The sequence below is a fragment of the Massilia sp. LjRoot122 genome (genome assembly GCF_964252725.1).
GTDB lineage: Bacteria > Pseudomonadota > Gammaproteobacteria > Burkholderiales > Burkholderiaceae_D > Telluria.
Window position 1 is genome coordinate 4,665,597 of record NZ_CAXUPB020000001.1, and the last position, 25,285, is coordinate 4,690,881.

Genomic DNA, 25,285 nt, shown 5'->3' on the forward strand with positions numbered 1-25,285 from the left:
AATTGGTAGCGAACTGTGCTTGATCAAGTGTTTCCTGCGCACAGTTGCACACAGTATGCATACATAGATCTTTTTGAAATACACTAAATGTAACCGTGCACAACACGGCCACAACAGCGCACGAGGCCTACAGAGCCACGGCGTTATATCTTTGTTTTCAAACGGAGAAGATTAATGGTAGACAAAAACACTCGCGCATCCTCCCTTCGCGTTTGCCTGGCAGCCCTGGTCGCTGCCGGCGTCCTCGGCAACGCGCAGGCCGCAGCTCCCGACACCACCCGCATCATCGTCGCCTTCAAGCCGGGCGCCGCTGCCAAGGTGAAGTCGGCCGTCGCTGCAGCCAAGGGCTCGGTCAAGCACGAAATCTTCGGCATGAATGCCATGGCCATCGAGGTCCCGGCAGTCGCGCTGAAAGGTCTGGAGAACAACCCGAACGTCGAATACATCGAAGAAGACGTGGTCCGCAAGCCGTTCGCCCTGACCTCGCCGTCGACCGGTACCCCTTACGCGACCGGCCAGCTGGTCCCCTACGGCATCCCGCAGGTGCAGGCCGACCAGCTGAGCGACGCCAATGCCGCCAACCGCAAGGTCTGCATCATCGACTCCGGCTACGACCGCAACCACGAAGACCTGTCGGCCAACCCGGTCACCGGCGAATACGATGCCGGCACCGGCTGGTGGTACACCGACGAGAACCACCACGGCACCCACGTGGCCGGCACCATCGCCGCCATCAACAACGCCGGCACCGGCGTGGTCGGCGTGGCCGCCAACAAGCAGCTCAAGCTGCACATCGTGAAGGTGTTCGGCGCCAGCGGCTGGGCCTATTCCTCGACCCTGGCCTCGGCTGCCAACAAGTGCGGCGCCGCGGGCGCCAACGTGATCACCATGTCGCTGGGCGGTGGCCGCGCGAGCAAGACCGAACAGATGGCCTTCGACAAGCTGTACTCGGGCGGCGTGCTGAACCTGGCTGCGGCCGGCAACGACGGCAACAGCGTGGTCTCCTATCCAGCCGGCTACTCGAGCGTGGTGATGGTCGCCGCGGTCGACGAAAACAAGCAGTGGGCGACCTTCTCGCAGTACAACAGCAAGGTCGAACTGTCCGGTCCCGGCGTCAGCGTGCTGTCGACCGTGCCGATGGGTACGGGCCAGGAAGCTGTCCTGAGCGTCGGCGGCACCGCCTATGCGACCAGCGCGATGGAAGGCTCGCCGGTCAAGACCGCGACCGCACCGCTGGCCGACTTCGGCATCGGCGATACGGTCAACAGCGCCGTCTCCGGCAAGGTCTGCCTGATCCAGCGCGGCACCGTGGACTTCGCGACCAAGGTCCTGAACTGCCAGAACAGCGGCGGCGTCGGCGCCGTGGTGTACAACAACGTGGCAGGCGCCTTCGGCGGCACGCTGGGCACCACCGTGACCAACATCCCGTCGGTCACCGCGACCGATACCGATGGCGCCGCGATGAAGCAGCAGCTGGGCCAGAGCGCGACGGTCGGCATCAAGACCAGCAACTACGCCTACTTCGACGGCACCTCGATGGCGACCCCGCACGTGTCGGCCGTGGCAGCACTGGTGTGGAGCTACTTCCCGACCTGTACCGCCGCGCAGATGCGCGCCTCGCTCACCAAGAGCGCGCTCGACCTGAACACCGCCGGCCGCGACACCAAGACCGGCTACGGCCTGGTGCAGGCCAAGGCCGCACGCGACCGCATCGCTTCGCTGGGCTGCGGTAACTAAGCCTTGCGCTGCATGTAAGAAGGGACGCCTCCGGGCGTCCCTTTTTTTATGGCTCGGCGCCGAGCTGAAGGCGCATCGCGTATTCCATCCGCCCCGCCTCCCCCGCCATCGGATAGGGCTCGCCGAGAATACTGAAGCCGGCGCGCCGGTACAGCGCGACCGCGGCGGCATTCGCACAGTTGACGCCCAGTCCCACGGTCCGCGCCCCACGCGCGCGCGCCCAGTCGACAGCCCCCATCAGCAGCGCACGCGCCACGCCTTGCCCTCGGCATTCGGGCGCCACCCACATCTGGAACAGGTTGACCGTATCCGGATCTGCCCCATCCACCTTGGCCCAGACCATCCCGAGCATGGCGCCATCACGTTCGGCGACCAGCGGGCAGTCGACGCCGGAGCGCGCCGCGTTTTCCAGGCGCGCGCTCCAGCTCTCCGGCGGACGCGCCTCCTCTTCCGCCAGCGAACTGCAGAAGGCTTCCGGCGCATTCGCCAGCGCACGCAGCCGGATGGCGCGGTAGCCCACGCCTTCGTCGGGCCGCAGGCGCCGGATCACGAGGGCGTCCGGGCCCGCGTCGATCATGGCGCGGCCTGCAGCGAGCGCCCCTTGGCGGCATAGCCTGCCGCCTTCGGCGCGCTGGTCCAGACCGGGCGCGCACTGTCGTTCGCGATGTCGTACACGCCCTGCGCCAGCATGCGCGTCACGCGCGCCATGTTGTCGTAATCCAGCTTGTCCCAGGTGTCGTCCTTGCCGTGGTAATCCGAGAAGCCGTAGGCCACCGACAGCGTGTGCGCCGGCACCCCGACGTCGGCCAGCGACTGGTTGTCGGCGCGCGAGAAGAACTGGTCGCTGAAGGCCGCATGCTTCCACAGGCGGACGCCGGTCTGCTCGGCGGATTTCTTCAGCATGTCGCCCACGGTCGAGAAATCGAAGCCGGTCATCGCGACCGAATTGAGCTGCTTGCCTTCGCTGTCGTCGGTGCGGCCGGTCTGCTCGAGGTTGATGTTCGCCACCGTGTCCTTCAGCGGGAATACCGGGTGGCGCGCATAGTATTTCGAGCCGAGCATGCCGAGTTCTTCGCCGAAGAAGGTCATGAACACGATGCTGCGGCGCGGACGGTCCTTGCGCGCGGCCAGCATCTGCGCGGCCTCGATCACCGACACCACGCCGCTGGCGTCGTCGTTGGCGCCGTTGTAGATCTCGCCGTCGCGGATGCCGACGTGGTCATGGTGCGCCGTCATCAGGACGTAGCTGTTCTTCAGGGCCGGATCCGCGCCGCGCAACACGCCGATCACGTTGCGCAGCTTGACCGGGCGCAGCGCGGCGGCGGCGACGCGCGCGCTCACGCTGGCGCCGCCCTTTTCCAGGGCCGCGGCGGCGTCCGGCGCATGCAAGACCAGCACCGGCGGCGCGCCCTTCACGGCAGCCTGCTCCGGATCGACCAGCCAGCCGCCGGTGCCGGCGCCGTGACGCCGCTCGCGGTCGATCATCACGACCAGGGCCGGCTTGCTCTTGAGTTTTTCCTGCAGGGTGCGCGCGGCGCGCGGCATCGGCGCGGCCGGCACCACCAGCACCTTGCCGTTGGCGGCTTCGCTGTTCTCCAGCGCTTCCTTCCAGGGCATGAACACCGCCGGCGTCGACGCCAGCGCGAGCGCATCGAGGAAGTTGCCGGTCGCGCCGCCGGCCGGCACCGTGATGGTGCTGCCGCCCGCGCTCACGCTCAGGGCCACGTCGCCCGCCTTGCGCTCGGCGTACTGCCAGGTCGCGGTCTGGTAAAAACCGTCGTCGCCGGCCGGCTCCAGGCCAGCCTTGCGGAACTGGGCCGCGATGTACTCGGTCGCCAGGTCCTGCCCGCGCGAGGGCGTGCCGCGACCCTCCAGCTCGTCGGAAGACAGGTAGGCCACGTGCGTGCGCAGCACCTCGGGCGAAATGGCGGCATCCTGGGCAAGCTGGGCGCAGCCGGCGCTGGCCAGGGCGAGGACGAGGGCGGAAAGGTAAAGACGCATGCGATTGCTCTCAAGTGAAGTGGCAAGAAAAGCAATATCGCATGCTGCGGTACGCCTGGTCAATCCGCCGGGAAGGCAATTTCCATGCGCAGCCGGGCATCCAGTTCGCTTTCATCCGGCGGATTCGCGAATACCTGCTCCAGCGTCCAGCCCTTCTTGTCGAGCAGGTAGGCGACCTTCAGGTGGAATTCGCGGTACAGGCCACTCCTGTCGTGGTCCAGCGCCGCTGCACCGGCGGCGAACAGCGCGCGGTTTTCCTCGAAATCGAAATCGCCGCCCTTGCCCACGTAGTCGGCATAGCCTTCCACCAGCCACTGCGGATAACGCAGCATGATCGTGCGCCCGAAGCGGCGCGAGGTATCGCTGTGCGTGATCTCGTGCGCGATGTAATACGAGAGCGGGCGCTGCGCGGCATCGGCCAGCGGCCTGCCTGTCGGCGTATGAATGCGGTTCGACGCGATGTCGGACGCACGGATGAAGACCTGGCGGGTCAGCCAGGTATCCGCGGCGCCGCCCATCTGCGTACTGAAGCTTCGCCCGAAGAACCCCAGGCGCCATGACTCGTTGCAGAAGAAGATCTCGACCGGCGTGTCGCGGTCGTGCAGGCTCGAGGTGCGCAGGCGCCGCGTCACGTCGTCCAGCACATGGCTGATCTCGTCCGGGATCGGCTGGTCCGACCACACCTGGTAATTCTGGTAGTCGACACGGTAGCCGAACATCGGCTTGGGAAAGGAGGCGGCGAGGACGTAGGCCAGCGCCAGCACCAGCAGGCCGGCGACGCCGGTTCTCAGGAAGGTGAAGACGCGGCGGCTTGCGCTGGTGCTGGTGGCGATCCGGATTGTCGGGTTCATGCTCGCGGGGACTGAAGGCAGCGGTGGCGAAATACCTGTGCTGCGAATGCGAGCAAGTTAATGCAAATCTCTTATTAAAGACTTAACCCCGGCACGTACGGCCGCACTTTATCCAGCATGGATGAGCGCCTCAATCTTCTTCCCAGGGTTCGCGCGGGGAATTCGGATGGCGCCGGTGGATCTTGCCCTGGGTGGTGAAGCCGATCAGGCGCGCCACCACCGCCGCCAGGTACATCACACCGACCAGCATTTCGATGCTGCACAGGGCACGCGCATGGACGGTGAGCGGAATCACGTCCCCGATCCCGGTGCTCGACAGCAGTGCGAAGCTCAGGTAATTCAGCTCGCTCCACGAGCGCGGCGCCTGCGCGTTGACGGCGGCGGCGAAGGTGCCCGGCTGCAGCTCCTGCACCATCAGGTACAGGTGCGTGAATCCCCAGGCCAGCAGCGTGAAGGTGGCGGCGGCGGCGAACAGTTCGTCGGTGGTGGCCTGGCGGTCTCCCATCATGTAGGAGATCAGGCTGGCGGCGGCGTAGAAGTAGAACAGCGCTTCCAGCCCGGACGACCAGGGCAGCAGCGTGCTGCGCAGGTCGTAGAAGGTCTGCAGCGCCAGCAGGATCACGATCGGCACCGCCAGCGCCACGCTGATCCTGGTTTCCCCGGGCGTGCGCCGCACCATGCGGATGGTCAGCGACAGCACCAGCACGCCGAACACGTTGAGGGCCGTGTGCCCGGCCGGCGCATTCTCGATGAAGGGATACAGCAGCATGCCGAGCAGCTGCACCAGCAGCAGGATGGCCGACGGGTGGCGGCGGGTATGGATGAGCAGGCGCGGTGGTCGCATGGTGGGCGGCATAAGATGGATGACGCCGCTATTGTAGGATCAGGTGCGCCGGAACAGCGCGCAGAATTCGCGCGCCGCGGTTTCCGGGTCCTCGGCCGCATACACGCTGGTGATCGCCGCCACCATCGCTGCCCCGCGCCGCACCAGCGGTGCGGCATTCGACGGCGTCATGCCGCCGATCACCACCATCGGCAGCGATACCCGGTCGCGCCAGACCTCGATCAGTTCCGGCGGCGTGACGAAGGTGTATTGCTTGACCGGCGAGGGATAGAAGCCGCCGAAGGCCACGTAGCTGGCGCCGGCCTGCTGGGCCGTCTCGGCCAGTTTCAGCTCGCCGTAGCACGAGGCCCCGACGATCTTGTCCGGCCCGAGCACGGCCCTGGCCTGGGCCACCGGCACGTCGAGGCCGCCGACGTGGACGCCGTCGGCATCGAGGTCGCGGCACAGGTCGATGTGGTCGTTGATCACCAGCGGCCTGTTATGGCTGCGGCACAGCGCCAGCAGGGCCGCGCCCTGCTCCGCCCGCAAGGCCGGGCTGGCGCTCTTGTGGCGGTACTGCACCATCGAGGCGCCGGCCATCAGGGCCAGGTCGGTGACCCTGAGCAGGCGTTCGGTATCGTCCCAGTCGGGTGTGACCAGGTACAGGCCGCGTAGGAAGTGCTTTTTCAAAGTGGTCCTTTCAGTGCGCTCGATGGGCTCAGTGGGCTCAGTGGGTATGGAGGATGCGACGCGGGATACGCTGCCCCGGTCCGATCCAGAAGGCGTGCGCCAGCGCCTGGTGGCAGTAGTCCTGGGCATGTTCGAGCGCCTGCTCGACAGGGTCGCCGAAGGCCAGGCGCGCCGCGATGGCCGCGGCCAGGGTGCAGCCGCTGCCGTGGTAGCTGTGCGGCAGGCGCGGCATGCGCCAGGCGCGCTGCTCGACCCCGTCGCGCAGCCAGCGGTTGACGATGATGTCGCCATCGCCGTGACCGCCCGTGACCATCACGTGCTCGCAGGGCACGGCGCCCAGCGCCCGGGCTTCCGGCAGGTTCGGCACCAGCACGGTGGCCAGCGGCAGCAGCTCGGCCAGCGCGGCGACGGCGTCGCCCTTGCCGAGCGCATCGCCATGGCCGCTGGCAAGCACCGGGTCGAGCACCACCGGCAGGCTTGGGTCGGCGGCGCGCAGCCGGCGCAGCAGCCGGGCGATGGCGGCCGCGTTCTCACGGCTGCCGGGAATGCCGATCTTGACCGCATCGATGCTGAAGGAATCGATCAGGATGTCGGCCTGGCGCACCATCAGGCTTGTGTCGACCGGCTGCACCTCGTGTACCCGGTTGTTGTCCTGCACGGTCAGCGCCGTCGCCACCGGCAGCGCATGGCCGCCGAGCGCGCCGATGGCGGCGATGTCCGCCGCCAGCCCGGCCCCGCCGCCGGGATCGAGCCCGGCGAACACGAGAACGGTGGGCACCATCACGCGCGAGTTGCCGTGACCTGACCCTCGACCGGCGACGAAGGCGAAGCGGCGAAGCGCTTCGGCATGCGGCCGGCCAGGTGCGCTTCGCGCCCGGCGATGACGGCATGCCGCATCGCGCGCGCCATGCGCACCGGATCGCCCGCCGCGGCGATCGCGGTGTTCATCAGCACGCCGTCGCAGCCGAGCTCCATCGCGATGGCGGCATCCGAAGCCGTGCCGACGCCGGCATCGACCAGCACCGGCACGCTCGCGCTCTCGATGATGAGCTTCAGGTTCCAGGGATTGAGGATGCCCATGCCCGAGCCGATGAGCGAGGCCAGCGGCATCACGGCCACGCAGCCGATCTCCTGCAGGATGCGCGCCTGCACCGGGTCGTCGCTGCAATAGACCATGACGTCGAAGCCGTCGCGCACCAGGGTCTCGGCGGCCTTGATCGTCTCGGGCATCTGCGGGAACAGGGTCTTCTCGTCGCCCAGCACTTCCAGCTTGACGAGCTTGCGCCCGCCCAGCAGTTCGCGCGCCATCTGCAGGGTGTACACCGCGTCCTTGGCCGTGTAGCAGCCGGCGGTATTCGGCAGGATGGTGAATTCGTCGGGCGGCAGCACGTCGAGCAGGCTAGGGGCATGCGGATCCTGGCCGATGTTCACGCGCCGGATCGCCACTGTGACGATCTCGGCGCCCGCCGCCAGCGTCGCCTCGCGCGTCTGTGCCAGGTCGCGGTATTTGCCGCTGCCGACCAGCAGGCGCGAGCCATACTGGCGGCCGGCGATGGTGAGGCAGTCTTGTTCAGTCATTGCATTCATGTTCAGTCTCCTTCTTATCCGCCGCCGATGGCGCGCACGATGTCGACCCGGTCGCGGGCCTGCAAGCGGTGATGCGGCCACTGCGCGCGCGGCACCACTTCGCGGTTGACCGCGACCGCCACCGCCTGCTCCGCCACGCCGAGCCGGCCGGTCAGGTCCTGCAGCGAGTGCCCGATGGGCAGGCAGTAGGGCGCGCCGTTCAGTTCGATCTCCGTCATCAGACCTCCCGGTACAGTTTCGCGCCGCCGCGCACGAACTCGATCGCCTTCTCTTCCATGCCCTTGGCCAGCGCGGCCTGCTCGCCCACGCCCTGGTTGGCCGCGTACTCGCGCACTTCCTGCGTGATCTTCATGGAGCAGAAGTGCGGACCGCACATCGAGCAGAAATGGGCTACCTTGGCGGAATCCTTGGGCAGGGTCTCGTCGTGGAAGGAACGCGCCTTGTCCGGGTCGAGGCCGAGGTTGAACTGGTCTTCCCAGCGGAACTCGAAGCGCGCTTTCGACAAGGCGTTGTCGCGCATCTGGGCGCCCGGATGGCCCTTGGCCAGGTCGGCCGCATGGGCGGCGATCTTGTAGGTGATGATGCCGTCCTTGACGTCCGCCTTGTCCGGCAGGCCCAGGTGCTCCTTGGGCGTGACGTAGCACAGCATGGCGGTGCCGTACCAGCCGATGGTGGCGGCGCCGATGCCCGAGGTGATGTGGTCGTAGCCCGGCGCGATGTCGGTGGTCAGCGGCCCCAGAGTGTAGAACGGCGCTTCGCTGCACTGCTCCAGCTGCAGGTCCATGTTCTCCTTGATCAGGTGCAGCGGCACGTGGCCGGGCCCTTCGATCATGGTTTGCACGTCGTGCTTCCAGGCGATCTGGGTGAGCTCCCCGAGCGTCTTCAGCTCGGCCAGCTGGGCTTCGTCGTTGGCGTCGTAGATCGAGCCCGGACGCAGGCCGTCGCCCAGGCTGAAGGACACGTCGTAGGCCTTCATGATCTCGCAGATCTCTTCGAAATGCGTGTACAGGAAGGATTCCTTGTGGTGGGCCAGGCACCACTTGGCCATGATGGAACCGCCGCGCGACACGATGCCGGTCAGGCGTTTGGCCGTCATCGGCACGTAGGCCAGGCGCACGCCGGCATGGATGGTGAAGTAGTCGACGCCCTGCTCCGCCTGCTCGATCAGGGTATCGCGGTAGATCTCCCAGCTGAGGTCCTCGGCCTTGCCGCCGACCTTTTCCAGCGCCTGGTAGAGCGGCACCGTCCCGATCGGCACCGGCGAGTTCCGGATGATCCACTCGCGCGTCTCGTGGATGTGCTTGCCGGTCGAGAGGTCCATCACGTTGTCGGCGCCCCAGCGGATCGCCCAGGTCATCTTTTCCACTTCCTCGCCGATCGACGAAGTCACGGCCGAGTTGCCGATGTTGGCGTTGATCTTCACCAGGAAGTTGCGGCCGATGATCATCGGCTCGCTTTCCGGATGGTTGATGTTGGCCGGGATGATGGCACGGCCGCGGGCGATCTCTTCGCGCACGAATTCCGGCGTGATCTCGCAGGGGATGCTGGCGCCGAAGGACTGGCCCGGATGCTGGCGCGCCAGCAGGCCGGCCATGCGCTCGCCCACCGGGCCCGACTCGACGAGCGAAGCCAGGTATTCCTTGCGGCGCAGGTTTTCGCGCAGGGCGACGAATTCCATCTCGGGCGTGACGATGCCCTGGCGCGCATAGTGCATCTGGGTGACGTTGCGCCCGGCACGCGCACGGCGCGGGGTGCGCTGCAGCTCGAAGCGCAGTGCCGCAAGCGCCGGGTCGGCCAGGCGTGCCTTGCCGTAGTCGGAGGTGGGGCCGGCCAGCTCCTCGGTATCGCCGCGCTCGACGATCCAGGGCAGACGCGGCGTAGCCAGGCCGCGGCGCACGTCGATGCTGGCCGTCGGATCCGTGTACGGGCCCGAGGTGTCGTACACGAACAGCGGTGGATTCGGCTCGCCGCCGAAGCTGTCGGGCGTGGGCGACTGGCTGATTTCGCGCATCGGCACGCGGATGTCGGGTCGGCTGCCTTCGATGTAGACCTTGCGCGAGTTGGGGAAGGGTTCGATGGCGGCGCTGTCGACCATGGCGGTCGCGGCGTCGAACTTCAGTGGTGCATTCATGTGGCTCCTTGTTGAGGAGCCAGCAAAGGAGGCGCAGACGGCAAGCGCGTGCGGACACGGCCGATGTCTTTGAAGCTTCCCTTCGCTGGCATTATCCAGATCAGGTTCAGAGGGTATTTCTCACCCGCCGGACGCTTCGCGCGCCGGCAGGACCCCTAGCGTGTGCTGCCCGTCGGCAGCGAGCGGATTATAGCCCCATGTTTATTTATATGTAAAGATTATCGATCCATAACCACAGCATATGGACGAAGTTGACTGACCGTGGGCTTGGCCGAACGCACCGGCTGGCTCCTACTCTATAATGGTCGTTTTCGAACGTTAACTATCGACCATCGCCACCACATCATGGAATTAGCCAAGTCTTTCGAGCCTGCCGACATTGAACAATACTGGCGCACCGAATGGGAGCAGCGCGGTTACTTCGCCGCCAGCATGGAAGACGGCAAGCCGTCGTTCAGCATCCAGCTGCCGCCGCCGAACGTGACGGGCACCCTGCACATGGGTCACGCCTTCAACCAGACCGTCATGGACGGCCTGACCCGCTACTACCGCATGCGCGGCTACAACACCGCCTGGATCCCGGGCACTGACCACGCCGGCATCGCCACCCAGATCGTGGTGGAGCGCCAGCTCGACGCCCAGAAGATCTCGCGCCACGACCTGGGCCGCGAAGCCTTCGTCGAGAAGGTCTGGGAGTGGAAGGAAAAGTCGGGCAACACCATCACCGGCCAGATGCGCCGCATGGGCACCTCGCCCGACTGGCAGCGCGAGTACTTCACGATGGACGAGACCCGCTCGAAGGTCGTCTCGGAAGTCTTCGTGCGCCTGTTCGAACAGGGCCTGATCTACCGCGGCAAGCGCCTGGTCAACTGGGACCCGGTGCTGGGCACGGCGGTGTCGGATCTGGAAGTCGACTCGCAGGAAGAAGACGGCTCGATGTGGTACATCAAGTACCCGCTGGCGGACGGCTCGGGCCACCTGACCGTCGCCACCACCCGTCCTGAAACCATGCTGGGCGACGTCGCCGTGGCGGTCGATCCGACCGACGAGCGCTATGCCCATCTGCACGGCAAGCTGCTCACCCTGCCCCTGACAGGCCGCCAGATCCCGGTGATCGCGGACAGCTACGTGGACAAGGAATTCGGCACCGGCTGCGTGAAGATCACCCCGGCCCACGACTTCAACGACTACGCGGTGGGCCAGCGCGCCAGCCTGGCGCCGATCAACATTTTCACGCTCGACGCCAAGATCAACGAGAACGGCCCGAGCCAGTACCAGGGCCTGGACCGCTTCGCCGCGCGCAAGCAGATCGTCGCCGACCTCGAAGCCCAAGGCCTGCTCGAGCAGGTCAAGCCGCACAAGCTGATGGTGCCGCGCGGCGACCGCACCGGCGTCGTCATCGAGCCGATGCTGACCGACCAGTGGTTCGTCGCCATGAGCAAGCCGGCGCCGGAAGGGACCTTCAATCCGGGCAAGTCGATCACCGACGTGGCGCTGGAAAAGGTCGCCAACGGCGAAATCAAGTTCGTGCCCGAGAACTGGACCACCACCTACAACCAGTGGCTGGGCAACATCCAGGACTGGTGCATCTCGCGCCAGCTGTGGTGGGGCCACCGCATCCCCGCCTGGTACGACGACGAAGGCAATATCGTGGTCGCCCGCGATGAAGAAGAAGCCAAGGCCAAGGCTGCCGCGCAAGGCATCACGGGCGCGCTGCGCCGCGACGACGACGTGCTCGACACCTGGTTCTCGTCGGCCCTGGTGCCCTTCTCGACCATGGGCTGGCCTGAGCAGACCAAAGACATGCAGCACTTCCTGCCGTCCTCGGTGCTGGTGACCGGCTTCGACATCATCTTCTTCTGGGTCGCCCGCATGGTAATGATGACGACCCACTTCACCGGCAAGGTGCCGTTCGAGACCGTGTACGTGCACGGCCTGGTGCGCGACTCGCAGGGCCAGAAGATGTCCAAGTCGAAGGGCAACACGCTCGACCCGATCGACCTGATCGACGGCATCGACCTCGACTCGCTGGTGGCCAAGCGCACCACCGGCCTGATGGACCCGCGCGCCGCCGAGAAGATCGCCAAGGCCACCCGCAAGGAATTCCCGGAAGGGATCCCGGCCTTCGGCACCGACGCCGTGCGCTTCACGATGGCGAGCTACGCTTCGCTGGGCCGCAACATCAACTTCGACCTCGGACGCTGCGAGGGCTACCGCAACTTCTGCAACAAGATGTGGAATGCCACCCGTTTCGTGATGATGAACACGGAGGGCAAGGATTGCAGCCAGCCGAATCCGGAAGACCTGTCGCCGGCCGACCGCTGGATCATCTCGCTGATGAACCGCGTCGAACTGGAGATCGCCAAGGGCTTCGCCGACTACCGCTTCGACAACATCGCCAGCGCCATCTACAAGTTCGTCTGGGACGAGTACTGCGACTGGTACCTGGAACTGGCCAAGGTCTCGGTCCAGCAGGGTACGGAAGCGCAGCAGCGCGCCACCCGCCACACCCTGCTGCGCGTGCTGGAAGTGATCCTGCGCCTGGCCCACCCGATCATCCCGTTCGTGACCGAATCGCTGTGGCAGGCCATCGCGCCACTGGCCGGCAAAACCGGTGATTCGATCATGGTCCAGCCCTACCCGCTGGCCGACCTTTCGCTGGTGAGCGAAGAAGCGGAAGCCTTGATGGAGCAGCTCAAGGCCCTGGTCGACGCCACCCGCAACCTGCGCGGCGAGATGTCGCTGTCGCCGTCGGTGCGCGTGCCGCTGATCGTCGAGCCGGGCAACGCGGAAGACCGCGCCCGCATGGCGGTGTTCGCCCCCTACATCCAGTCGCTGGGCAAGCTGGCGGAAGTCCAGATCGTCGACGCGCTGCCGGAATCGCCGGCCGCCGTGTCGATCGTCGGCACCACCAAGCTGATGCTGAAGGTGGAGATCGACGTCGCCGCCGAGCGCGAGCGCCTGTCGAAAGAGATCGCGCGCCTGCAGGGCGAGATCGCCAAGGCCAGCGGCAAGCTGTCCAACGAAAGCTTCGTCGCCCGCGCCCCGGCCGCGGTGGTGGAGCAGGAGAAGGAACGCGTGGCGAACTTCTCGGCCACGCTGGCCAAGATGCAGGAACAGCTGGCCAAGCTGCCGGCGGCGTAAGCTGCGGCACCCACGAACAACGCGGCTTCGGCCGCGTTTTTTGTTGCAAGCCGGACGATTCGAATACTTCCTCGGATTTCGATGACCCAGCCGTGAATACAGTTTGCTACACTGGTTCCGTCAGACCACAACAATGGAGACCTACATGCGACAACTGATGGGCGCAAGCCTGATGGCCATGATCCTGGCCGTACCGGCTGCCATGGCGCAGAATACCTCGGCCGCCGGCACCTGGAAAACGATCGACGACGAAACCGGCAAGCCGAAGTCGCTGGTGCGCATCACCGAGGACAACGGCATCCTGACCGGCAAGATCGAGAAGCTGTTCCGCCCGGCCGACCAGGACCAGAACCCGAAGTGCACCGCCTGCGAAGGCGCGCGCAAGGACCAGCCGATCATCGGTATGACCATCCTCTCGGGCCTCAAGAAAGACGGCAACGAATACACCGGCGGCGAGATCCTCGATCCGTCCAAGGGCAAGACCTACAAGAGCAAGGCCCATCTGAGGGACAATGGCAGCAAGCTCGAGGTGCGCGGCTACATCGGCGCGCCGATGTTCGGCCGTTCGCAGACCTGGGTCCGCGAGCAGTAAGCCTCCCGGCGGCCGGCATGATCCGCGATCACCTGTACGTGCTGGCCGTCCCCGACCTCGAACGTTCGGCGGCCTTCTACCGCGACGTGCTCGGCTTCGCCATCCACGAGATGGGCGATCCGGGCTGGCGCATGTTCATCCGCGACGGCTGCCGCATCATGGCCGGCGCCTGCCCGGACGCGATGCCGGCTGCGCAGACCGGCGAGCATTCCTATTTCGCCTACCTCGACGTCACCGACGTCGAGGCCTGGCATGCGCGCGCCGTGGCGAACGGCGCCGAATTCGTCAAGCCGCTGCGCGACGAAGCCTGGGGCATGCGCGAATTCGGCCTGCGCACCGCCGACGGGCACCGCATCATGATCGGCCAGGAACTGCCGAGGGCATGACCCAGACCCACGCCTATCTCTACCTCGCCTTCGCCATCGTCGCCGAGGTCATCGGCACCACCGCCCTCAAGGCTTCCGACAGTTTTACCCGCCCGCTTCCCAGCGCCATCACGGTGGGCTGCTATGCCCTGTCCTTCTACCTGCTCAGCTTCAGCCTGCGCGTGCTGCCGACCGGGATTGCGTATGCGATCTGGTCGGGAGTCGGCATCGTGCTGATCTCCCTGATCAGCTGGATGGTCTACGGACAGCGCCTCGACCTGCCCGCCATCGCGGGACTCGGGCTGATCATCGCCGGCGTGGCAGTCATCAACCTGTTCTCCAACAGCGTCGATCACTGACCGTCCGGCAGCTTTCATTCGCGCGCCGCAATAATTGCAATTTAGATATCCTCGTTGTATTGCTTGTTCCACGAACTGCTACGAGGAAATCCCGAATGATCTTTTTGCGTTTTGCCTGCCTGCTGGCCGGCATGCTGGCGCTGGTCGTCCCGCCGATGCTGCTGTTCCCGAGCGGCGCGGTGACCTTCGCGCCGTCCAGCTCCGCCGCCCTGCTGGCGGCGCAGCTGCTGGCGGCGTCCAGCTTCTTCTTCATCGCCGTGGCCGGACACCGCATCAAGCGCTCGCCTCGACTTGCCCGCCTGTGCGCCCTGGTGCTGCTCGCGCCTTTCGCGGCCGGCGCGGCCACGCTGTGGCGCGGCGTCGAGCCGACTGCCCTGTGGCTGGGCGGCGCCCTGCTCGGTTTCACGCTGATCGTGGGCCTCGCCCTGGTCCTCGTGATGCTGCAAGGACCGAGCGCGGGCCGCCTGCGCGCCCGCGAACGGCGCCAGCAAAGGCTGCCGGCGCTGCGCCACGGCTGATCTTCCAGAAGGAAACGGCGTCATTACAAAGCACCAGATGGCTGGAAGAACGGCGTTACAATATTGCTCCCAGTATCATCGAGAAGAACAATGAGCGAAAAAGCCTCTGGAAGCACCGGCGTCGCAGCGCTGACGCTTGGCGCAATCGGTGTCGTCTATGGCGATATCGGCACCAGCCCGCTGTACACGATGAAGGAAGTGTTCGCGCCTGCCCATGGGATCGCGGCCACCCCGGCGAACATCCTCGGCGTCGTTTCGCTGATTCTCTGGTGCCTCATCATCATCATCTCACTCAAGTACGTCACGCTGGTCTTGAGAGCCGACAACGGCGGTGAAGGCGGCATCATGGCCCTGACGGCGCTCGCACTGAAGTCGGTGTCGAAGCACGCGCGCTTGTACTATCCTGTCATGTTGCTGGGCATGGTTGGCGCCGGGCTGTTTTTCGGTGACGGGGTGATCACGCCCGCGATCACGGTCCTGTCGTCGATCGAGGGGTTGGAAGTGGCGACCCCGGCCATGAAGCCTTACGTCGTCCCGCTTGCCCTGGCGGTATTGACCGTGCTCTACCTTGCGCAGCGCCGCGGCACCGGCGGCATCGGAAAGTGGTTCGGACCGATCGTCCTCGTCTGGTTCGCGGCCCTGGCCGCCATGGGGGTCGTGAACATCCTGGAAAATCCCGGGGTGCTCGCAGCACTGAACCCGCTTTACGCTGCCGATTACCTGTCCCGCAATGGCTGGTGGGCCTTTGTCTCCCTGGGCGCCATCGTGCTTGCCCTGACAGGCGCCGAAGCCCTGTATGCCGACATGGGCCACTTCGGCCGCAAGCCCGTCAGGCTGGCCTGGTTTTCAGTGGTATTCCCCGCCCTGATGCTGAATTATCTCGGCCAGGGAGCGATGCTGCTGTCCAACCCTGCAGCCGTGTCCAATCCCTTCTTCAACCAGCTCGGCGCGTGGAGCATCTACCCGCTGGTCGCCCTGTCGACCGTGGCCGCGATCGTGGCATCGCAAGCGACCATCTCCGGCGCCTTCTCGGTTGCACAGCAGGCCATCTCACTGGGTTTCCTGCCACGGATGAAAATCGTCCAGACCTCCCACCAGGAGAAAGGGCAGATCTATATTCCGCTCATCAATTGGCTGCAGTTCGCGGCAGTCGTGTTCGCCGTCGTCGCCTTCGGTTCGTCGACCAACCTGGCCTCCGCCTATGGCATCGCCGCCACCGCAACGATGCTGACGACCACCTTGCTGACCTTCTTCGTCGTGTATTACGGCTGGGGCTACCCGATCCTGGCTGCCATCGGCGCTACCGGCTTCTTCCTGGTATTCGATGCGACCCTGTTCGCGTCTACCAGCCTGAAGATCGTCAGCGGCGGCTGGTTCACGCTGGCCATCAGCCTGGTACTCGTCACCTTGATGCTGACCTGGCGAAAGGGCAAGGAACTCGTCTTCGAAAACCTGCGGGCACATCTGATCCCGCTCGAGGATTTCTTGCAGTCCTTGTTCCTCAGCCTGCCGCATCGCGTGCCCGGCACCGCCGTGTTCTTCCGGGCGGAAGGCGACGGGGTGCCGCATGCATTACTGCACAACCTGACGCACAACAAGGTCTTGCATGAGCGGGTGATTTTCCTGACTGTGCACGCGCTTGGCGTTCCGACGGTCCCCGCGGACCAGCGCGTCAAGATCTCGCCATTGGGACATGACTGCTACCAGATGGACCTGTTTTACGGATTTATCGAAGAGAGAAATGTCCCCGCCGACCTGCACGCCTGCGCCGCCTACGGACTGGTGTTCGAACCGATGGAAACCTCGTATTTCATCGCCAGGCAGACCATCATTTCCACGCCTGGTTCGGGCATGATGCCGTGGCGTGAGAGTCTCTACGCGTCCATGGCGAGGAATGCACGGGACGCTGCGGATTACTTCAAGCTTCCAACCAACAGGGTCATCGAACTGGGCACCCAGGTGGAGATTTGACAGCCTGAATGGCGCGGGGCGCTACAGCCAGCCGGCGTCGCGCGCCATGCGGTAGGCTTCGACCCGGTTGGCCGCATTCAGCTTGCTGATCGCCTCGGACAGGTAGTTGCGCACCGTGCCTTCCGACAGTTGCACCTGGCGCGCGATGTCGGCGCTGGTGCGCCCCTCCCCCGCCAGGCGCAGTACCTGGCGTTCGCGCTCGGTCAGCGGATCCGCGCCGCCGCTCCAGCTTTCCAGCGCCAGTTCGGGCGCGATCGCCCTCCCGCCGCCGTGCACCGCGCGGATCGCGGCCGCCAGGGCATCCACCGGCGCATCCTTGAGCAGGTAGCCGCGCACGCCGGCCTCCAGCGCGCGCCGCAGGTAGCCGCTGCGCCCGAAGGTGGTCACCACGATGACTTTCGGCGGCAGGCGCCGTTCCTTCAGCTGCGCCGCCAGTTCCAGCCCGGTCATCAGGGGCATCTCGATGTCGGTCAGGACGATGTCGGGCGCCAGCTCTTCGCATAGCGCCAAGGCTTCGCGCCCGTTGGTGGCGGCGCCGACGACGTCGAAGTCGGGCTCCAGCCGCAGCAGCGCGGCCATGGCGCCGAGGACCAGGTTCTGGTCTTCGGCCAGCAGTATCCGAATCGTCATGTAGTGACTCCCGCAGGGACGCGCAGTTCGAGTTCAAGGCCGGCGCGCGCGCGTAGCGCCAGCCTGCCGCCGACCGAGGCGGCGCGTTCGCGCATGCCGCACAAGCCGTTGCCGTGCCGGATGTCGGCCTCGCTGCGCGCCTGGCCGTCGTCGGCGATGCGCAGCACGGCCACGCCGTGTTCCAGCGCCAGCGAGACGCTGCAGCGCTTGGCGCCGGCATGGCGCACCACGTTGGTGACGGCTTCGCGCAGCGCCAGCGCCACCACGTTCTCGGCGGCCGGGGCCAGGTCGAAGCGCTCCACCTGTTCGTCCAGCTGGACCTCGGCCGCGGCCAGGCTGGCGCGCGCGCTTGCCAGCGCATGGGCCAGGCCCTTCTCGCGATAGCCGGTGACGGCGGCGCGCACTTCGGCCAGCGCCTGGCGCGCGCTGGTCTCGATGTCGCCGACCTCGCGCGCACAGGCATCGAGATCGCGGTGCACCAGCTTGCGCGCCAGTTCCGCCTTCAGCGCGATCAGCGACAGCGAATGCCCGAGCAGGTCGTGCAGGTCGCGCGAGATGCGCTCGCGCTCGGCGATGGTCGCCATGTGCTCGACCTCTTCCTGCTTGCGCAGCAGCGCCTGGCGCGAGCGGCGCAGGCGCGCATCCATGACGGCGCCGACGCCCACCGGCAGCGTGATGGTCAGGATCGGCATCAGGAACATCATGCGCATCTGCGGGTGGTCGACCTGGAGCGAGGCGAGCAGTCCAAGCAGGACCACGCCGGCGATCGCCAGCATGGCGTGCCGCATCTGCCGCAGTCCGGCGGCAGCGGCCGCGGCGAAGATGAAGAAGCTCGCCGCGCCCACGTTCCAGCGCACCCAGGCCGCGCCGATCAGGCAGCCCGCCAGCATGCAGCCGACCGTGCGCCAGCCGCTCACCCAGTAGCTGGCGCAGTACAGCGGCAGGAACACCGCCAGCGTCAGGGCCAGCATGGCCAGCTCCAGCGCGCCGGGCGCCGCGTAGACGTACTTCCAGCCCAGGTAGCCGAGGCTGCCCAGCCAGAAGTAGGGCATCTTGCCGTGCTCGGACGGGATCCACGGCCCGGCGAGCACTTGCCTGATCTTGTTCATCGCGATCGATCGTGAGGGTTAGCGGTCCAGCAGGCGTACGTCGGCGATCTCGAAGCGGTAGTCGCCCGGCTGCGGGCCGGCGTTGAATCCTAACATGACGATGGCCGCCGGATCGATGCCTTTCAGCTCGCTGAAGGGGATCGTCACCTCGGTCCACTCCGGCCCGGCGGTGAAGCTTTTCGCGCCCGGCATCTGCACGCCCTGCGACATGGCGATCATCTGGTAGGTCTTGCCGTCTCCGCGCACCTTGAAGCGCACCAGCTTGGCGCCGCTCAGGTTGGCCGGCTGCATCGGCTGCGCGCCCGGCATGAAGGCTACGCCAGACCAGGCAAACGGTAGTCCCGGCGCCACCTTCGCATCGATCGCCAGCGGCACCTGGCCGCCCGGCAGCGCCGGCTGCGGGGCCAGCTTCACGGTGGACTTGCCGCCGGCGAAGCTGTCGGTCGACGGTCCCCAGCCCATGCCGAAGGGACTGGCCAGGCGCTTCTCGCTGAAGTGGCTGATGCGGCCGTCCGCCGGCAAGGCCTGGACGCCGCCGCCCTTTTGCGCCTCGAGCGCCGCCTTGGCCACCTGCAGGCGCTGCCCTTCGGCCAGGCCCTTGACGCTCTCGCCATCCTTCCACACCTCGACGATGCGGCGCGTGGCGAGGATGTCGGCTGCCGGGTTGCCCTCGACCAGCAGCAGGTCGGCCTTGTAGCCCTTCTCGATGCGGCCGCGCTGTCCCAGTTTGAAGGCCTTGGCCGGTGCGCTGGTGGCGGCCGTGAGCGCCTGTGACGGCGTGAGGCCGGCTTCGACCAGCGCCGCCAGTTCGCGGTGCATGCTGATGCCGTATTGGGTGCCCGGATTGCCGGCGTCGGTCCCGGCCAGCACCGGCACGCCGGCCTTGATCATCGCGGCGGTGACCAGCTTCGGGGCCACCAGCAGTCCCGGCTTCGCCTCGTTACCGTAACGCGCCTTCAGCGGCGCCTGCCCATCCTTGTCGAGCAAGGCGGCGAAGGCCGGGTTGGCGAGCAGGTCGTCGCCGCGGAAGGCGGCCATGCTCTCCAGGACCGCGAAGGTCGGGATCACGAAGGCGCCCCGGCCGGCGGCCAGTTTTGCGAGGCCCTCGGCATCGGCCGAGCCGCCCGGGAACAGGTGCACCAGGCCGTCCGCGCCGGCTTCGAGCACGGCACGCGCATCCTTCTCGTTGCCGATGTGGACCACCGCCAGCTTGCCGCGCTTGTGGGCCGCGGCGATCACGGCTGTCGCGGTGGCCAGGTCGAGCGACTTGAAGCCATGGCCGCCTTCCATGACGATCTTGATGAAGTCCGAGCCTTCGGCGATGCGGGCGTCGACGAAGGCCTGCGCTTCTTCCGGTTTGGTGATGGTTGGGATGGCGATGCCGAACTGGGTGCCGTGGCCGTTCGGCGCCGTGACCAGGGTGCCGGCCGAGAACAGGTCGGCGTGGGCATGGTTGTGGCCTTGCGCCATCTCCTGCTTCGCCTTCTTCATCATGCCGATGTCGGTGAACATGTCGATCTGGGTGGTCACGCCGAACAGTACCGGCAGTTCATGCAGGCGGAAGGCGTGCGTGTGGGCGTCGATGAAGCCCGGCAGCAGCGTGCGGCCGGCGCCGCTGATCACACGCGCGCCGCTGGGGACTGCGCCGCGATGATTCGCATCGACGATGACGCCCTTGTCGAACAGGACCGAACGGCGCTCGTGCACGCGCTCGCCGTCGAAGACGCGCACGTCCTGCACCAGGGTTGGCGCGGCATTGGCGGAGGCGGCCAGCAGCAGGATGGCGGCGGCGGACAGGACTTTCAGGACGGTGGGCTTCATACGTTCCTCGCATGGGTTGGTGTGAAGCCAGTATGCGAAAACGACGATGGCGCCGCCAGAAGCAGGCGCCATCGGTTTGTCATGACATTTGTCATGCCGGCAGCAGCATGAAAACGTCGCCCTCATGCGGTGCGCATTGATCCCATGGTGCTTGCGCTGCATACTGCAAGCATGCCAATCGAAGCCACCGTTGCAAGGCCGGTTACCCTCCCCGCCCAGTCCGGCGTGATCCACACCTATCCATCGGTCCATCTCGCGGATGCATTCGCGATCGGGCTTCCCGCGGAGGCATCGCGCGACCCGGAGTTGCTGGCCCGCTTCATCGTCGCGCACCAGCCGGCCTGGGTCGGCTGGCTCACACAGGTGCGGGACGCGGTAGTCGCCTGCTTTGGCCTGAAAACCGCCAGGGACCTGGCCGCGCTTGCCGGTAGGGAGAAGGACGAGCGGGTCGGCATCTTCCGCGTCTACAGCCGGAGCGAGACCGAGATCGTGCTGGGCGAGGACGACAGGCATCTCGATTTCAGGCTGTCGGTCCTGCGCGGCCCGCACGACGTGACGGTGACGACCGTCGTCCATTGCCACAAGCTGTTGGGACGGACCTATTTGTTCGTCATCGCCCCGTTCCACCGCCTGGTGGTCAAGGCCAGCCTGCGCCGTGCGGCGTCGCTCGGCTGGCCAGGGACGGCAGGCCGTCCTTAGCCCGGCGACAGGTTATCCCACAGGTCGCCGGTCGGGCTGATGCGCGGCGCGGTGACACCGAAGTGCTGGTAGGCCAGCGGCGTGGCGATCCGTCCGCGCGGGGTGCGCTGCAGGTAGCCCTGCTGGATCAGATAGGGTTCGAGCACGTCCTCGATGGTGTCGGCCGCTTCGCCGATCGCCGCCGCCAGGTTGCCGATGCCGACCGGGCCGCCATTGAACTTGAACAGCACCGCTTCCAGCAGCTTGCGGTCCATGACGTCGAAGCCGACCGTGTCGACGTCGAGCATCTTGAGGGCGCGGTCGGCCATCTCGATCGTGATCTCGCCATTGCCCTTCACTTCCGCATAATCGCGCACGCGGCGCAGCAGGCGGTTGGCGATACGCGGCGTGCCGCGTGCCCGCTTGGCGACCTCGCGCGCGCCCTCTTCCTTGATCGGGGCTTCGAGCAGCGCGGCGCTGCGAGTGACGATCTTGGTCAGCTCCTCGACGTTGTAGAACTCGAGGCGGGCGACGATGCCGAAGCGGTCGCGCAGCGGGTTGGTCAGCATGCCGGCGCGGGTGGTGGCGCCGACCAGGGTGAAGGGCTGCAGGTCGAGCTTCACGGAACGCGCGGCCGGGCCCTCGCCGATCATGATGTCGATCTGGTAGTCCTCGAGCGCCGGATACAGGATCTCTTCGACCACCGGCGACAGGCGGTGGATCTCGTCGATGAACAGCACGTCGTTCGGCTCGAGGTTGGTCAAAAGAGCGGCGAGATCGCCCGGACGCTCCAGTACCGGACCGGAAGTCTGGCGCAGGTTGACGCCCATCTCGCGCGCGATGATGTGCGCCAGCGTGGTCTTGCCGAGACCCGGCGGGCCGAACAGCAGCGTGTGGTCGAGCGCTTCGCGGCGCTTGCGGGCGGCGTGGATGAAGATTTCGAGCTGGTCGCGGATCTTTTCCTGGCCGACGTACTCCTCCAGCTGCTTCGGCCGCAAGGCGCGTTCGATCGCCTCCTCGTTGGGCGAGGCCGGGGCCGCGTCGATCACGCGCTGCTCGGTGAAATTGTCGGTCTGGATGCTCATGCTTTAGAAAGTGCCTTGAGTGCGAACTTGATGCCGTCGGAAACGCTTGCGCCGGCCGGCATGTTCTTGATGGCGAGGAGCGCTTCCTTGTCAGAATACCCCAAAGCGACCAGCGCATTGAGCACGTCGACCTGGGCGTCGTCGCGCACGACGCCGCCGACCACGCCGATGTCGGCGCCCAGCTTGCCCTTCAGTTCCAGCAGCAGGCGCTCGGCGGTCTTCTTGCCGATGCCGGGGATCTTCACCAGGCGCCCGGCTTCCTGCAGCGTGACCGCCTGCGACAGGTCGGCCACCGACATGCCCGACAGGATGGCCAGGGCCATGCGCGCGCCGATGCCGGTGATCTTGATCAGCTGGCGGAACAGCGCGCGCTCGGAGGCGCTGCCGAAGCCGAACAGCAGGTGCGCATCCTCGCGCACGATGAGGTGGGTGAACAGCACCACTTTTTCGCCGGTGTGCGGCAGGTTGTAGAAGGTGCTCATCGGCACGTCGACTTCATAGCCGACGCCATTGCAGTCCACCAGCACGTGCGGCGGCGCTTTTTCGAGCAGGATTCCGGAGAGACGACCGATCATCGTTGTTCCTTTTGTTCTTTAGACGAGGCGGCTGCGTTTCATGCGCAGGGTCGCCGTAGCCGGCGACAGCGCGCCGATCATCGACAGCGTATCGATGCTGTGGGCGTGGCAGATCGCCACGCCGAGGGCGTCGGCGGCGTCGGTGCCGGGCAGGCCCGGCAGCTTGAGCAGGCGCGCGACCATGTCCTGCACCTGGGCCTTGGCGGCCTTGCCGGTGCCGACCACGGCCTGCTTGACCTGCACCGCCGTGTACTCGGCGACGTCGAGGTCGGCCCCGACCAGGGCCGTGATGGCCGCACCGCGCGCCTGCCCCAGCAGCAGCGTGGACTGTGGATTGACGTTGACGAAGACTTTTTCGATGGCCGCGCAGCCGGGCTGGTAGGCGGAGACGATTTCGCCCACGCCCTTCAGGATGACCTTGAGGCGCGGCGGCAACGCGCCTTCGGTACCGGTCTTGATGGTGCCGGACGCGATGTAGCGCAGTTTCGTACCGTGTTTTTCAATGACGCCAAACCCCGTCGTACGCAGGCCCGGGTCGATGCCGAGGATAATCATTGTGGAATGATATACGGCTGGCGGGTGTTCGTGGGAAAAATACTGTGCAAAAACACAGTAATGTGGTGGAGCTTGCCACGTCAGGTGGACGGCCTCGCCGTCCACTCTGCAACAATCAGTGACGGAAGTGACGGGTACCCGTGTACAGCATCACGACGCCACGCTCATCCGCCGCATCGATGACTTCCTGGTCACGCATCGAGCCACCCGGGTGGATCACGCAGGTCGCGCCCGCATCGACCACCACGTCCAGGCCGTCGCGGAACGGGAAGAAGGCGTCCGAAGCCACCGCCGAACCGCTCAGGGACAGGCCTGCATTCTGCGCCTTGATCGAGGCGATGCGGGCCGAGTCGATGCGGCTCATCTGGCCAGCGCCGACGCCCAGGGTCATGCCGTTGGCGCAGAACACGATGGCGTTCGACTTGACGAACTTGGCCACGCGCCAGGCGAACATCAGGTCCTGCAGCTGCTGCTGGGTTGGCTGCTTCTTGCTGACCACGCGCAGTTCGCCGAGGCCGACGTTCTTCGCATCCGACGCCTGCACCAGCACGCCGCCGCCGACGCGCTTGAGGTCATAGGCGTTCTGGCCTTCGCCCAGCGGAATCTCGAGCAGGCGCACGTTCTGCTTGGCCGCCATGATCTGGCGCGCCTCCGCGGTGAACGACGGTGCGATCAGCACTTCCACGAACAGCTTGGCCAGCGCTTCCGCGGCGCGGCCGTCGACTTCGACGTTGAAGGCGATGATGCCGCCGAAGGCCGAGGTCGGGTCGGTCTGCAGTGCGCGCGAGTAGGCGTCCAGCGCATCGACGCCGATCGCCACGCCGCAAGGGTTGGCGTGCTTGACGATCACGCAGCCGGCCGGCTGGCCCAGGCCGCCGAGCGACTTGACGCATTCCCAGGCCGCATCGGCATCGGCGATGTTGTTGTACGAGAGTTCCTTGCCCTGCAGCTGGCGGTAGTTGGCCAGCGCGCCCGGGGTGGCGACCAGGTCGCGGTAGAAGGCGGCGCCCTGGTGCGGATTCTCGCCGTAGCGCATGTCCTGGACCTTCTCGAAGCCGAGGTTCAGGGTCTGCGGATAGCTCGAACGCGTCGCGTGCAGGCGGTCTTCGCCCAGGCTGGTCAGGTAATTGGTGATCGCGCCGTCATACTGGGCGGTGTGGGCGAACACTTTCTTGGCGAGGCGGAACTTGGTCTCGTAGCTCACCGGGCCGGCCTGGGTCCCGGTGCCCTTCATCTCCGCCAGCACCACGCCGTAGTCGGCCGGATCAACGATCACCACCACGTCGCGGTGGTTCTTGGCAGCCGAGCGCAGCATGGTCGGGCCGCCGATGTCGATGTTCTCGATCGCGTCGTCCAGCGAGCACTCGTCCTTGGCGACGGTCTGCTGGAAGGGATAGAGGTTGACCACGACCATGTCGATCTGCGGAATGCCGTGCTCGTCGAGCTTGGCGACGTGCTCGGGCAGGTCGCGGCGCGCCAGGATGCCGCCGTGCACTTTCGGGTGCAGGGTCTTGACCCGGCCGTCGAGCATTTCCGGGAAACCGGTGTAGTCGGCGACTTCAGTAACCTGCACGCCATTTTCCTGCAGCAGCTTGGCGGTGCCGCCGGTGGACAGGATGTTGACGCCGAGGCCAGCCAGGGCCTTCGCGAAATCGAGGACGCCGGTTTTGTCGGAAACGGAAATCAGTGCTTGTTTGATCATGGTGAGGCCTGTGGTTGAAAATTCTTGCGCCCGTCATATAGACAAGGCGGCGGACGGCGAACCGGCCGCGCCCAGACGCACGGCCACGCCATGCAAAGGAGCTTAGAGGAGCCCGTGCTCCTGGAGTTTCTTGCGCAAAGTATTCCGGTTGATGCCCAGCATCTGCGCCGCATGCGACTGGTTGCCGTCGGCGCGCGTCATGACCACTTCCAGGACCGGCTTTTCCACCGTCAGGACCATCATGTCGTAGATGTTCGTCGGTTTCTGCTCGCCCAGATCGTTGAAATAGTCCTCGAGGCTTTTCTGGACGACTTCCTGGATACTTTCTTTGCTCATGTTCTCTGCTGCTTCATCCTGGTTA

Annotated in this window: 25 protein-coding genes and 1 riboswitch; of the genes, 8 read left to right on the forward strand and 17 right to left on the reverse strand. The window is 66.2% G+C overall.

All coding sequences use genetic code 11. The features are described 5' to 3' along the window. Positions 1 to 174 precede the first annotated feature (174 nt). A complete protein-coding gene (locus ACSQ25_RS20480) occupies positions 175 to 1,737 on the forward strand; it encodes a S8 family serine peptidase (protein WP_436107508.1) in 1,563 nt (520 codons plus the stop codon). A gap of 46 nt (positions 1,738 to 1,783) precedes the next feature. Here the strand turns inward: ACSQ25_RS20480 and ACSQ25_RS20485 are convergent, their stop codons facing one another. From ACSQ25_RS20485 to thiC, 9 genes are all read right to left on the reverse strand, one after another. Then, positions 1,784 to 2,314, reverse strand: coding sequence for a GNAT family N-acetyltransferase (locus ACSQ25_RS20485; RefSeq protein ID WP_436107509.1), 531 nt, complete (start codon positions 2,312 to 2,314; stop codon positions 1,784 to 1,786). After that, on the reverse strand, positions 2,311 to 3,738 hold the full coding sequence (locus tag ACSQ25_RS20490) for a M28 family metallopeptidase (RefSeq protein ID WP_436107510.1): 1,428 nt from the start codon (positions 3,736 to 3,738) through the stop codon (positions 2,311 to 2,313). Before ACSQ25_RS20490 ends, ACSQ25_RS20485 begins: the two co-directional genes overlap by 4 nt. 59 nt (positions 3,739 to 3,797) lie before the next feature. Beyond that, the gene (locus tag ACSQ25_RS20495) at positions 3,798 to 4,589 is read right to left on the reverse strand and encodes a hypothetical protein (protein ID WP_436107511.1); all 792 of its coding nucleotides are present in this window, start codon (positions 4,587 to 4,589) and stop codon (positions 3,798 to 3,800) included. A gap of 130 nt (positions 4,590 to 4,719) precedes the next feature. Then, complete coding sequence (locus ACSQ25_RS20500) at positions 4,720 to 5,433, reverse strand: ion channel (RefSeq protein ID WP_436107512.1); 714 nt, start codon at positions 5,431 to 5,433, stop codon at positions 4,720 to 4,722. 39 nt (positions 5,434 to 5,472) lie between these two features. Next, entirely contained in the window at positions 5,473 to 6,102 is a 630-nt protein-coding gene (thiE, locus tag ACSQ25_RS20505) for a thiamine phosphate synthase (protein ID WP_436107513.1), read from the reverse strand. Between the two features lie 37 nt (positions 6,103 to 6,139). Continuing rightward, positions 6,140 to 6,883: a bifunctional hydroxymethylpyrimidine kinase/phosphomethylpyrimidine kinase gene (thiD, locus tag ACSQ25_RS20510; protein ID WP_436107514.1), complete on the reverse strand. Its 744-nt coding sequence runs from the start codon at positions 6,881 to 6,883 to the stop codon at positions 6,140 to 6,142. Beyond that, positions 6,883 to 7,689, reverse strand: a complete 807-nt coding sequence (locus ACSQ25_RS20515; protein ID WP_436107515.1) for a thiazole synthase — start codon at positions 7,687 to 7,689, stop codon at positions 6,883 to 6,885. The genes thiD and ACSQ25_RS20515 overlap by 1 nt, the downstream gene beginning before the upstream one ends. Before the next feature lie 14 nt (positions 7,690 to 7,703). Next, positions 7,704 to 7,907, reverse strand: a complete 204-nt coding sequence (gene thiS / locus ACSQ25_RS20520) for a sulfur carrier protein ThiS (protein ID WP_436107516.1) — start codon at positions 7,905 to 7,907, stop codon at positions 7,704 to 7,706. Next, on the reverse strand, positions 7,907 to 9,820 hold the full coding sequence (gene thiC, locus ACSQ25_RS20525; RefSeq protein ID WP_436107517.1) for a phosphomethylpyrimidine synthase ThiC: 1,914 nt from the start codon (positions 9,818 to 9,820) through the stop codon (positions 7,907 to 7,909). The genes thiS and thiC overlap by 1 nt, the downstream gene beginning before the upstream one ends. 60 nt (positions 9,821 to 9,880) lie before the next feature. Beyond that, a riboswitch (TPP riboswitch) is annotated at positions 9,881 to 9,987 on the reverse strand. A 178-nt stretch (positions 9,988 to 10,165) separates the two neighbouring features. On the opposite strand from thiC, the gene ACSQ25_RS20530 reads away from it, so the two are divergent. The 6 genes from ACSQ25_RS20530 (at position 10,166) to ACSQ25_RS20555 (ending at position 16,769) form a co-directional block, all read left to right on the forward strand. After that, positions 10,166 to 12,964, forward strand: a complete 2,799-nt coding sequence (locus tag ACSQ25_RS20530) for a valine--tRNA ligase (RefSeq protein WP_436107518.1) — start codon at positions 10,166 to 10,168, stop codon at positions 12,962 to 12,964. A gap of 145 nt (positions 12,965 to 13,109) precedes the next feature. Then, positions 13,110 to 13,556: a DUF2147 domain-containing protein gene (locus tag ACSQ25_RS20535; RefSeq protein ID WP_436107519.1), complete on the forward strand. Its 447-nt coding sequence runs from the start codon at positions 13,110 to 13,112 to the stop codon at positions 13,554 to 13,556. Positions 13,557 to 13,573: 17 nt separating this feature from the next. Continuing rightward, positions 13,574 to 13,942 carry a VOC family protein gene (locus tag ACSQ25_RS20540; protein ID WP_436107520.1) on the forward strand — a complete coding sequence of 123 codons (369 nt, stop codon included), beginning with the start codon at positions 13,574 to 13,576 and terminating at the stop codon, positions 13,940 to 13,942. Continuing rightward, positions 13,939 to 14,280: an SMR family transporter gene (locus ACSQ25_RS20545; protein WP_436107521.1), complete on the forward strand. Its 342-nt coding sequence runs from the start codon at positions 13,939 to 13,941 to the stop codon at positions 14,278 to 14,280. The genes ACSQ25_RS20540 and ACSQ25_RS20545 overlap by 4 nt, the downstream gene beginning before the upstream one ends. Before the next feature lie 95 nt (positions 14,281 to 14,375). Beyond that, a complete protein-coding gene (locus ACSQ25_RS20550) occupies positions 14,376 to 14,798 on the forward strand; it encodes a hypothetical protein (RefSeq protein WP_436107522.1) in 423 nt (140 codons plus the stop codon). Between the two features lie 90 nt (positions 14,799 to 14,888). Next, on the forward strand, positions 14,889 to 16,769 hold the full coding sequence (locus ACSQ25_RS20555) for a potassium transporter Kup (protein ID WP_436107523.1): 1,881 nt from the start codon (positions 14,889 to 14,891) through the stop codon (positions 16,767 to 16,769). Positions 16,770 to 16,790: 21 nt separating this feature from the next. Here the strand turns inward: ACSQ25_RS20555 and ACSQ25_RS20560 are convergent, their stop codons facing one another. The 3 genes from ACSQ25_RS20560 to ACSQ25_RS20570 are packed head-to-tail and all read right to left on the reverse strand — an operon-like array spanning position 16,791 to position 20,329. Next, the gene (locus tag ACSQ25_RS20560; RefSeq protein WP_436107524.1) at positions 16,791 to 17,399 is read right to left on the reverse strand and encodes a response regulator transcription factor; all 609 of its coding nucleotides are present in this window, start codon (positions 17,397 to 17,399) and stop codon (positions 16,791 to 16,793) included. Then, positions 17,396 to 18,508, reverse strand: coding sequence for a sensor histidine kinase (locus ACSQ25_RS20565; protein ID WP_436107525.1), 1,113 nt, complete (start codon positions 18,506 to 18,508; stop codon positions 17,396 to 17,398). The genes ACSQ25_RS20560 and ACSQ25_RS20565 overlap by 4 nt, the downstream gene beginning before the upstream one ends. 18 nt (positions 18,509 to 18,526) lie before the next feature. Then, positions 18,527 to 20,329, reverse strand: a complete 1,803-nt coding sequence (locus tag ACSQ25_RS20570; protein WP_436107526.1) for a CIA30 family protein — start codon at positions 20,327 to 20,329, stop codon at positions 18,527 to 18,529. Positions 20,330 to 20,500: 171 nt separating this feature from the next. On the opposite strand from ACSQ25_RS20570, the gene ACSQ25_RS20575 reads away from it, so the two are divergent. Further along, positions 20,501 to 21,028 (forward strand): DUF2867 domain-containing protein, encoded by a 528-nt coding sequence (locus tag ACSQ25_RS20575; protein WP_436107527.1) that lies wholly within the window; start codon positions 20,501 to 20,503, stop codon positions 21,026 to 21,028. Here the strand turns inward: ACSQ25_RS20575 and ruvB are convergent. The 5 genes from ruvB to ACSQ25_RS20600 all read right to left on the reverse strand — a co-directional run bounded on the left by ruvB (position 21,025) and on the right by ACSQ25_RS20600 (position 25,260). Then, complete coding sequence (gene ruvB, locus ACSQ25_RS20580) at positions 21,025 to 22,092, reverse strand: Holliday junction branch migration DNA helicase RuvB (RefSeq protein ID WP_436107528.1); 1,068 nt, start codon at positions 22,090 to 22,092, stop codon at positions 21,025 to 21,027. The genes ACSQ25_RS20575 and ruvB overlap by 4 nt on opposite strands. Next, complete coding sequence (gene ruvA, locus ACSQ25_RS20585; protein ID WP_436107529.1) at positions 22,089 to 22,667, reverse strand: Holliday junction branch migration protein RuvA; 579 nt, start codon at positions 22,665 to 22,667, stop codon at positions 22,089 to 22,091. The genes ruvB and ruvA overlap by 4 nt, the downstream gene beginning before the upstream one ends. Positions 22,668 to 22,685: 18 nt before the next feature. Further along, complete coding sequence (ruvC, locus tag ACSQ25_RS20590) at positions 22,686 to 23,222, reverse strand: crossover junction endodeoxyribonuclease RuvC (RefSeq protein ID WP_436107530.1); 537 nt, start codon at positions 23,220 to 23,222, stop codon at positions 22,686 to 22,688. Positions 23,223 to 23,337: 115 nt separating this feature from the next. Further along, entirely contained in the window at positions 23,338 to 24,924 is a 1,587-nt protein-coding gene (gene purH, locus ACSQ25_RS20595; protein WP_436107531.1) for a bifunctional phosphoribosylaminoimidazolecarboxamide formyltransferase/IMP cyclohydrolase, read from the reverse strand. Between the two features lie 102 nt (positions 24,925 to 25,026). Next, positions 25,027 to 25,260, reverse strand: coding sequence for a helix-turn-helix domain-containing protein (locus tag ACSQ25_RS20600; RefSeq protein WP_027865797.1), 234 nt, complete (start codon positions 25,258 to 25,260; stop codon positions 25,027 to 25,029). Between the last annotated feature and the right edge of the window lie 25 nt (positions 25,261 to 25,285).

What these genes read in the sequence shown, in the direction of transcription:
- ACSQ25_RS20480 (WP_436107508.1), top strand. Translation starts at nt 175, where the DNA reads ATGGTAGACAAAAACACTCGCGCATCCTCCCTTCGCGTTTGCCTGGCA.
- ACSQ25_RS20485 (WP_436107509.1), bottom strand. Translation starts at nt 2,314, where the DNA reads ATGATCGACGCGGGCCCGGACGCCCTCGTGATCCGGCGCCTGCGGCCC.
- ACSQ25_RS20490 (WP_436107510.1), bottom strand. Translation starts at nt 3,738, where the DNA reads ATGCGTCTTTACCTTTCCGCCCTCGTCCTCGCCCTGGCCAGCGCCGGC.
- ACSQ25_RS20495 (WP_436107511.1), bottom strand. Translation starts at nt 4,589, where the DNA reads ATGAACCCGACAATCCGGATCGCCACCAGCACCAGCGCAAGCCGCCGC.
- ACSQ25_RS20500 (WP_436107512.1), bottom strand. Translation starts at nt 5,433, where the DNA reads ATGCGACCACCGCGCCTGCTCATCCATACCCGCCGCCACCCGTCGGCC.
- thiD (WP_436107514.1), bottom strand. Translation starts at nt 6,883, where the DNA reads ATGGTGCCCACCGTTCTCGTGTTCGCCGGGCTCGATCCCGGCGGCGGG.
- ACSQ25_RS20515 (WP_436107515.1), bottom strand. Translation starts at nt 7,689, where the DNA reads ATGAATGCAATGACTGAACAAGACTGCCTCACCATCGCCGGCCGCCAG.
- thiS (WP_436107516.1), bottom strand. Translation starts at nt 7,907, where the DNA reads ATGACGGAGATCGAACTGAACGGCGCGCCCTACTGCCTGCCCATCGGG.
- thiC (WP_436107517.1), bottom strand. Translation starts at nt 9,820, where the DNA reads ATGAATGCACCACTGAAGTTCGACGCCGCGACCGCCATGGTCGACAGC.
- ACSQ25_RS20530 (WP_436107518.1), top strand. Translation starts at nt 10,166, where the DNA reads ATGGAATTAGCCAAGTCTTTCGAGCCTGCCGACATTGAACAATACTGG.
- ACSQ25_RS20535 (WP_436107519.1), top strand. Translation starts at nt 13,110, where the DNA reads ATGCGACAACTGATGGGCGCAAGCCTGATGGCCATGATCCTGGCCGTA.
- ACSQ25_RS20540 (WP_436107520.1), top strand. Translation starts at nt 13,574, where the DNA reads ATGATCCGCGATCACCTGTACGTGCTGGCCGTCCCCGACCTCGAACGT.
- ACSQ25_RS20545 (WP_436107521.1), top strand. Translation starts at nt 13,939, where the DNA reads ATGACCCAGACCCACGCCTATCTCTACCTCGCCTTCGCCATCGTCGCC.
- ACSQ25_RS20550 (WP_436107522.1), top strand. Translation starts at nt 14,376, where the DNA reads ATGATCTTTTTGCGTTTTGCCTGCCTGCTGGCCGGCATGCTGGCGCTG.
- ACSQ25_RS20555 (WP_436107523.1), top strand. Translation starts at nt 14,889, where the DNA reads ATGAGCGAAAAAGCCTCTGGAAGCACCGGCGTCGCAGCGCTGACGCTT.
- ACSQ25_RS20560 (WP_436107524.1), bottom strand. Translation starts at nt 17,399, where the DNA reads ATGACGATTCGGATACTGCTGGCCGAAGACCAGAACCTGGTCCTCGGC.
- ACSQ25_RS20565 (WP_436107525.1), bottom strand. Translation starts at nt 18,508, where the DNA reads ATGAACAAGATCAGGCAAGTGCTCGCCGGGCCGTGGATCCCGTCCGAG.
- ACSQ25_RS20570 (WP_436107526.1), bottom strand. Translation starts at nt 20,329, where the DNA reads ATGAAGCCCACCGTCCTGAAAGTCCTGTCCGCCGCCGCCATCCTGCTG.
- ACSQ25_RS20575 (WP_436107527.1), top strand. Translation starts at nt 20,501, where the DNA reads ATGCCAATCGAAGCCACCGTTGCAAGGCCGGTTACCCTCCCCGCCCAG.
- ruvB (WP_436107528.1), bottom strand. Translation starts at nt 22,092, where the DNA reads ATGAGCATCCAGACCGACAATTTCACCGAGCAGCGCGTGATCGACGCG.
- ruvA (WP_436107529.1), bottom strand. Translation starts at nt 22,667, where the DNA reads ATGATCGGTCGTCTCTCCGGAATCCTGCTCGAAAAAGCGCCGCCGCAC.
- ruvC (WP_436107530.1), bottom strand. Translation starts at nt 23,222, where the DNA reads ATGATTATCCTCGGCATCGACCCGGGCCTGCGTACGACGGGGTTTGGC.
- purH (WP_436107531.1), bottom strand. Translation starts at nt 24,924, where the DNA reads ATGATCAAACAAGCACTGATTTCCGTTTCCGACAAAACCGGCGTCCTC.
- ACSQ25_RS20600 (WP_027865797.1), bottom strand. Translation starts at nt 25,260, where the DNA reads ATGAGCAAAGAAAGTATCCAGGAAGTCGTCCAGAAAAGCCTCGAGGAC.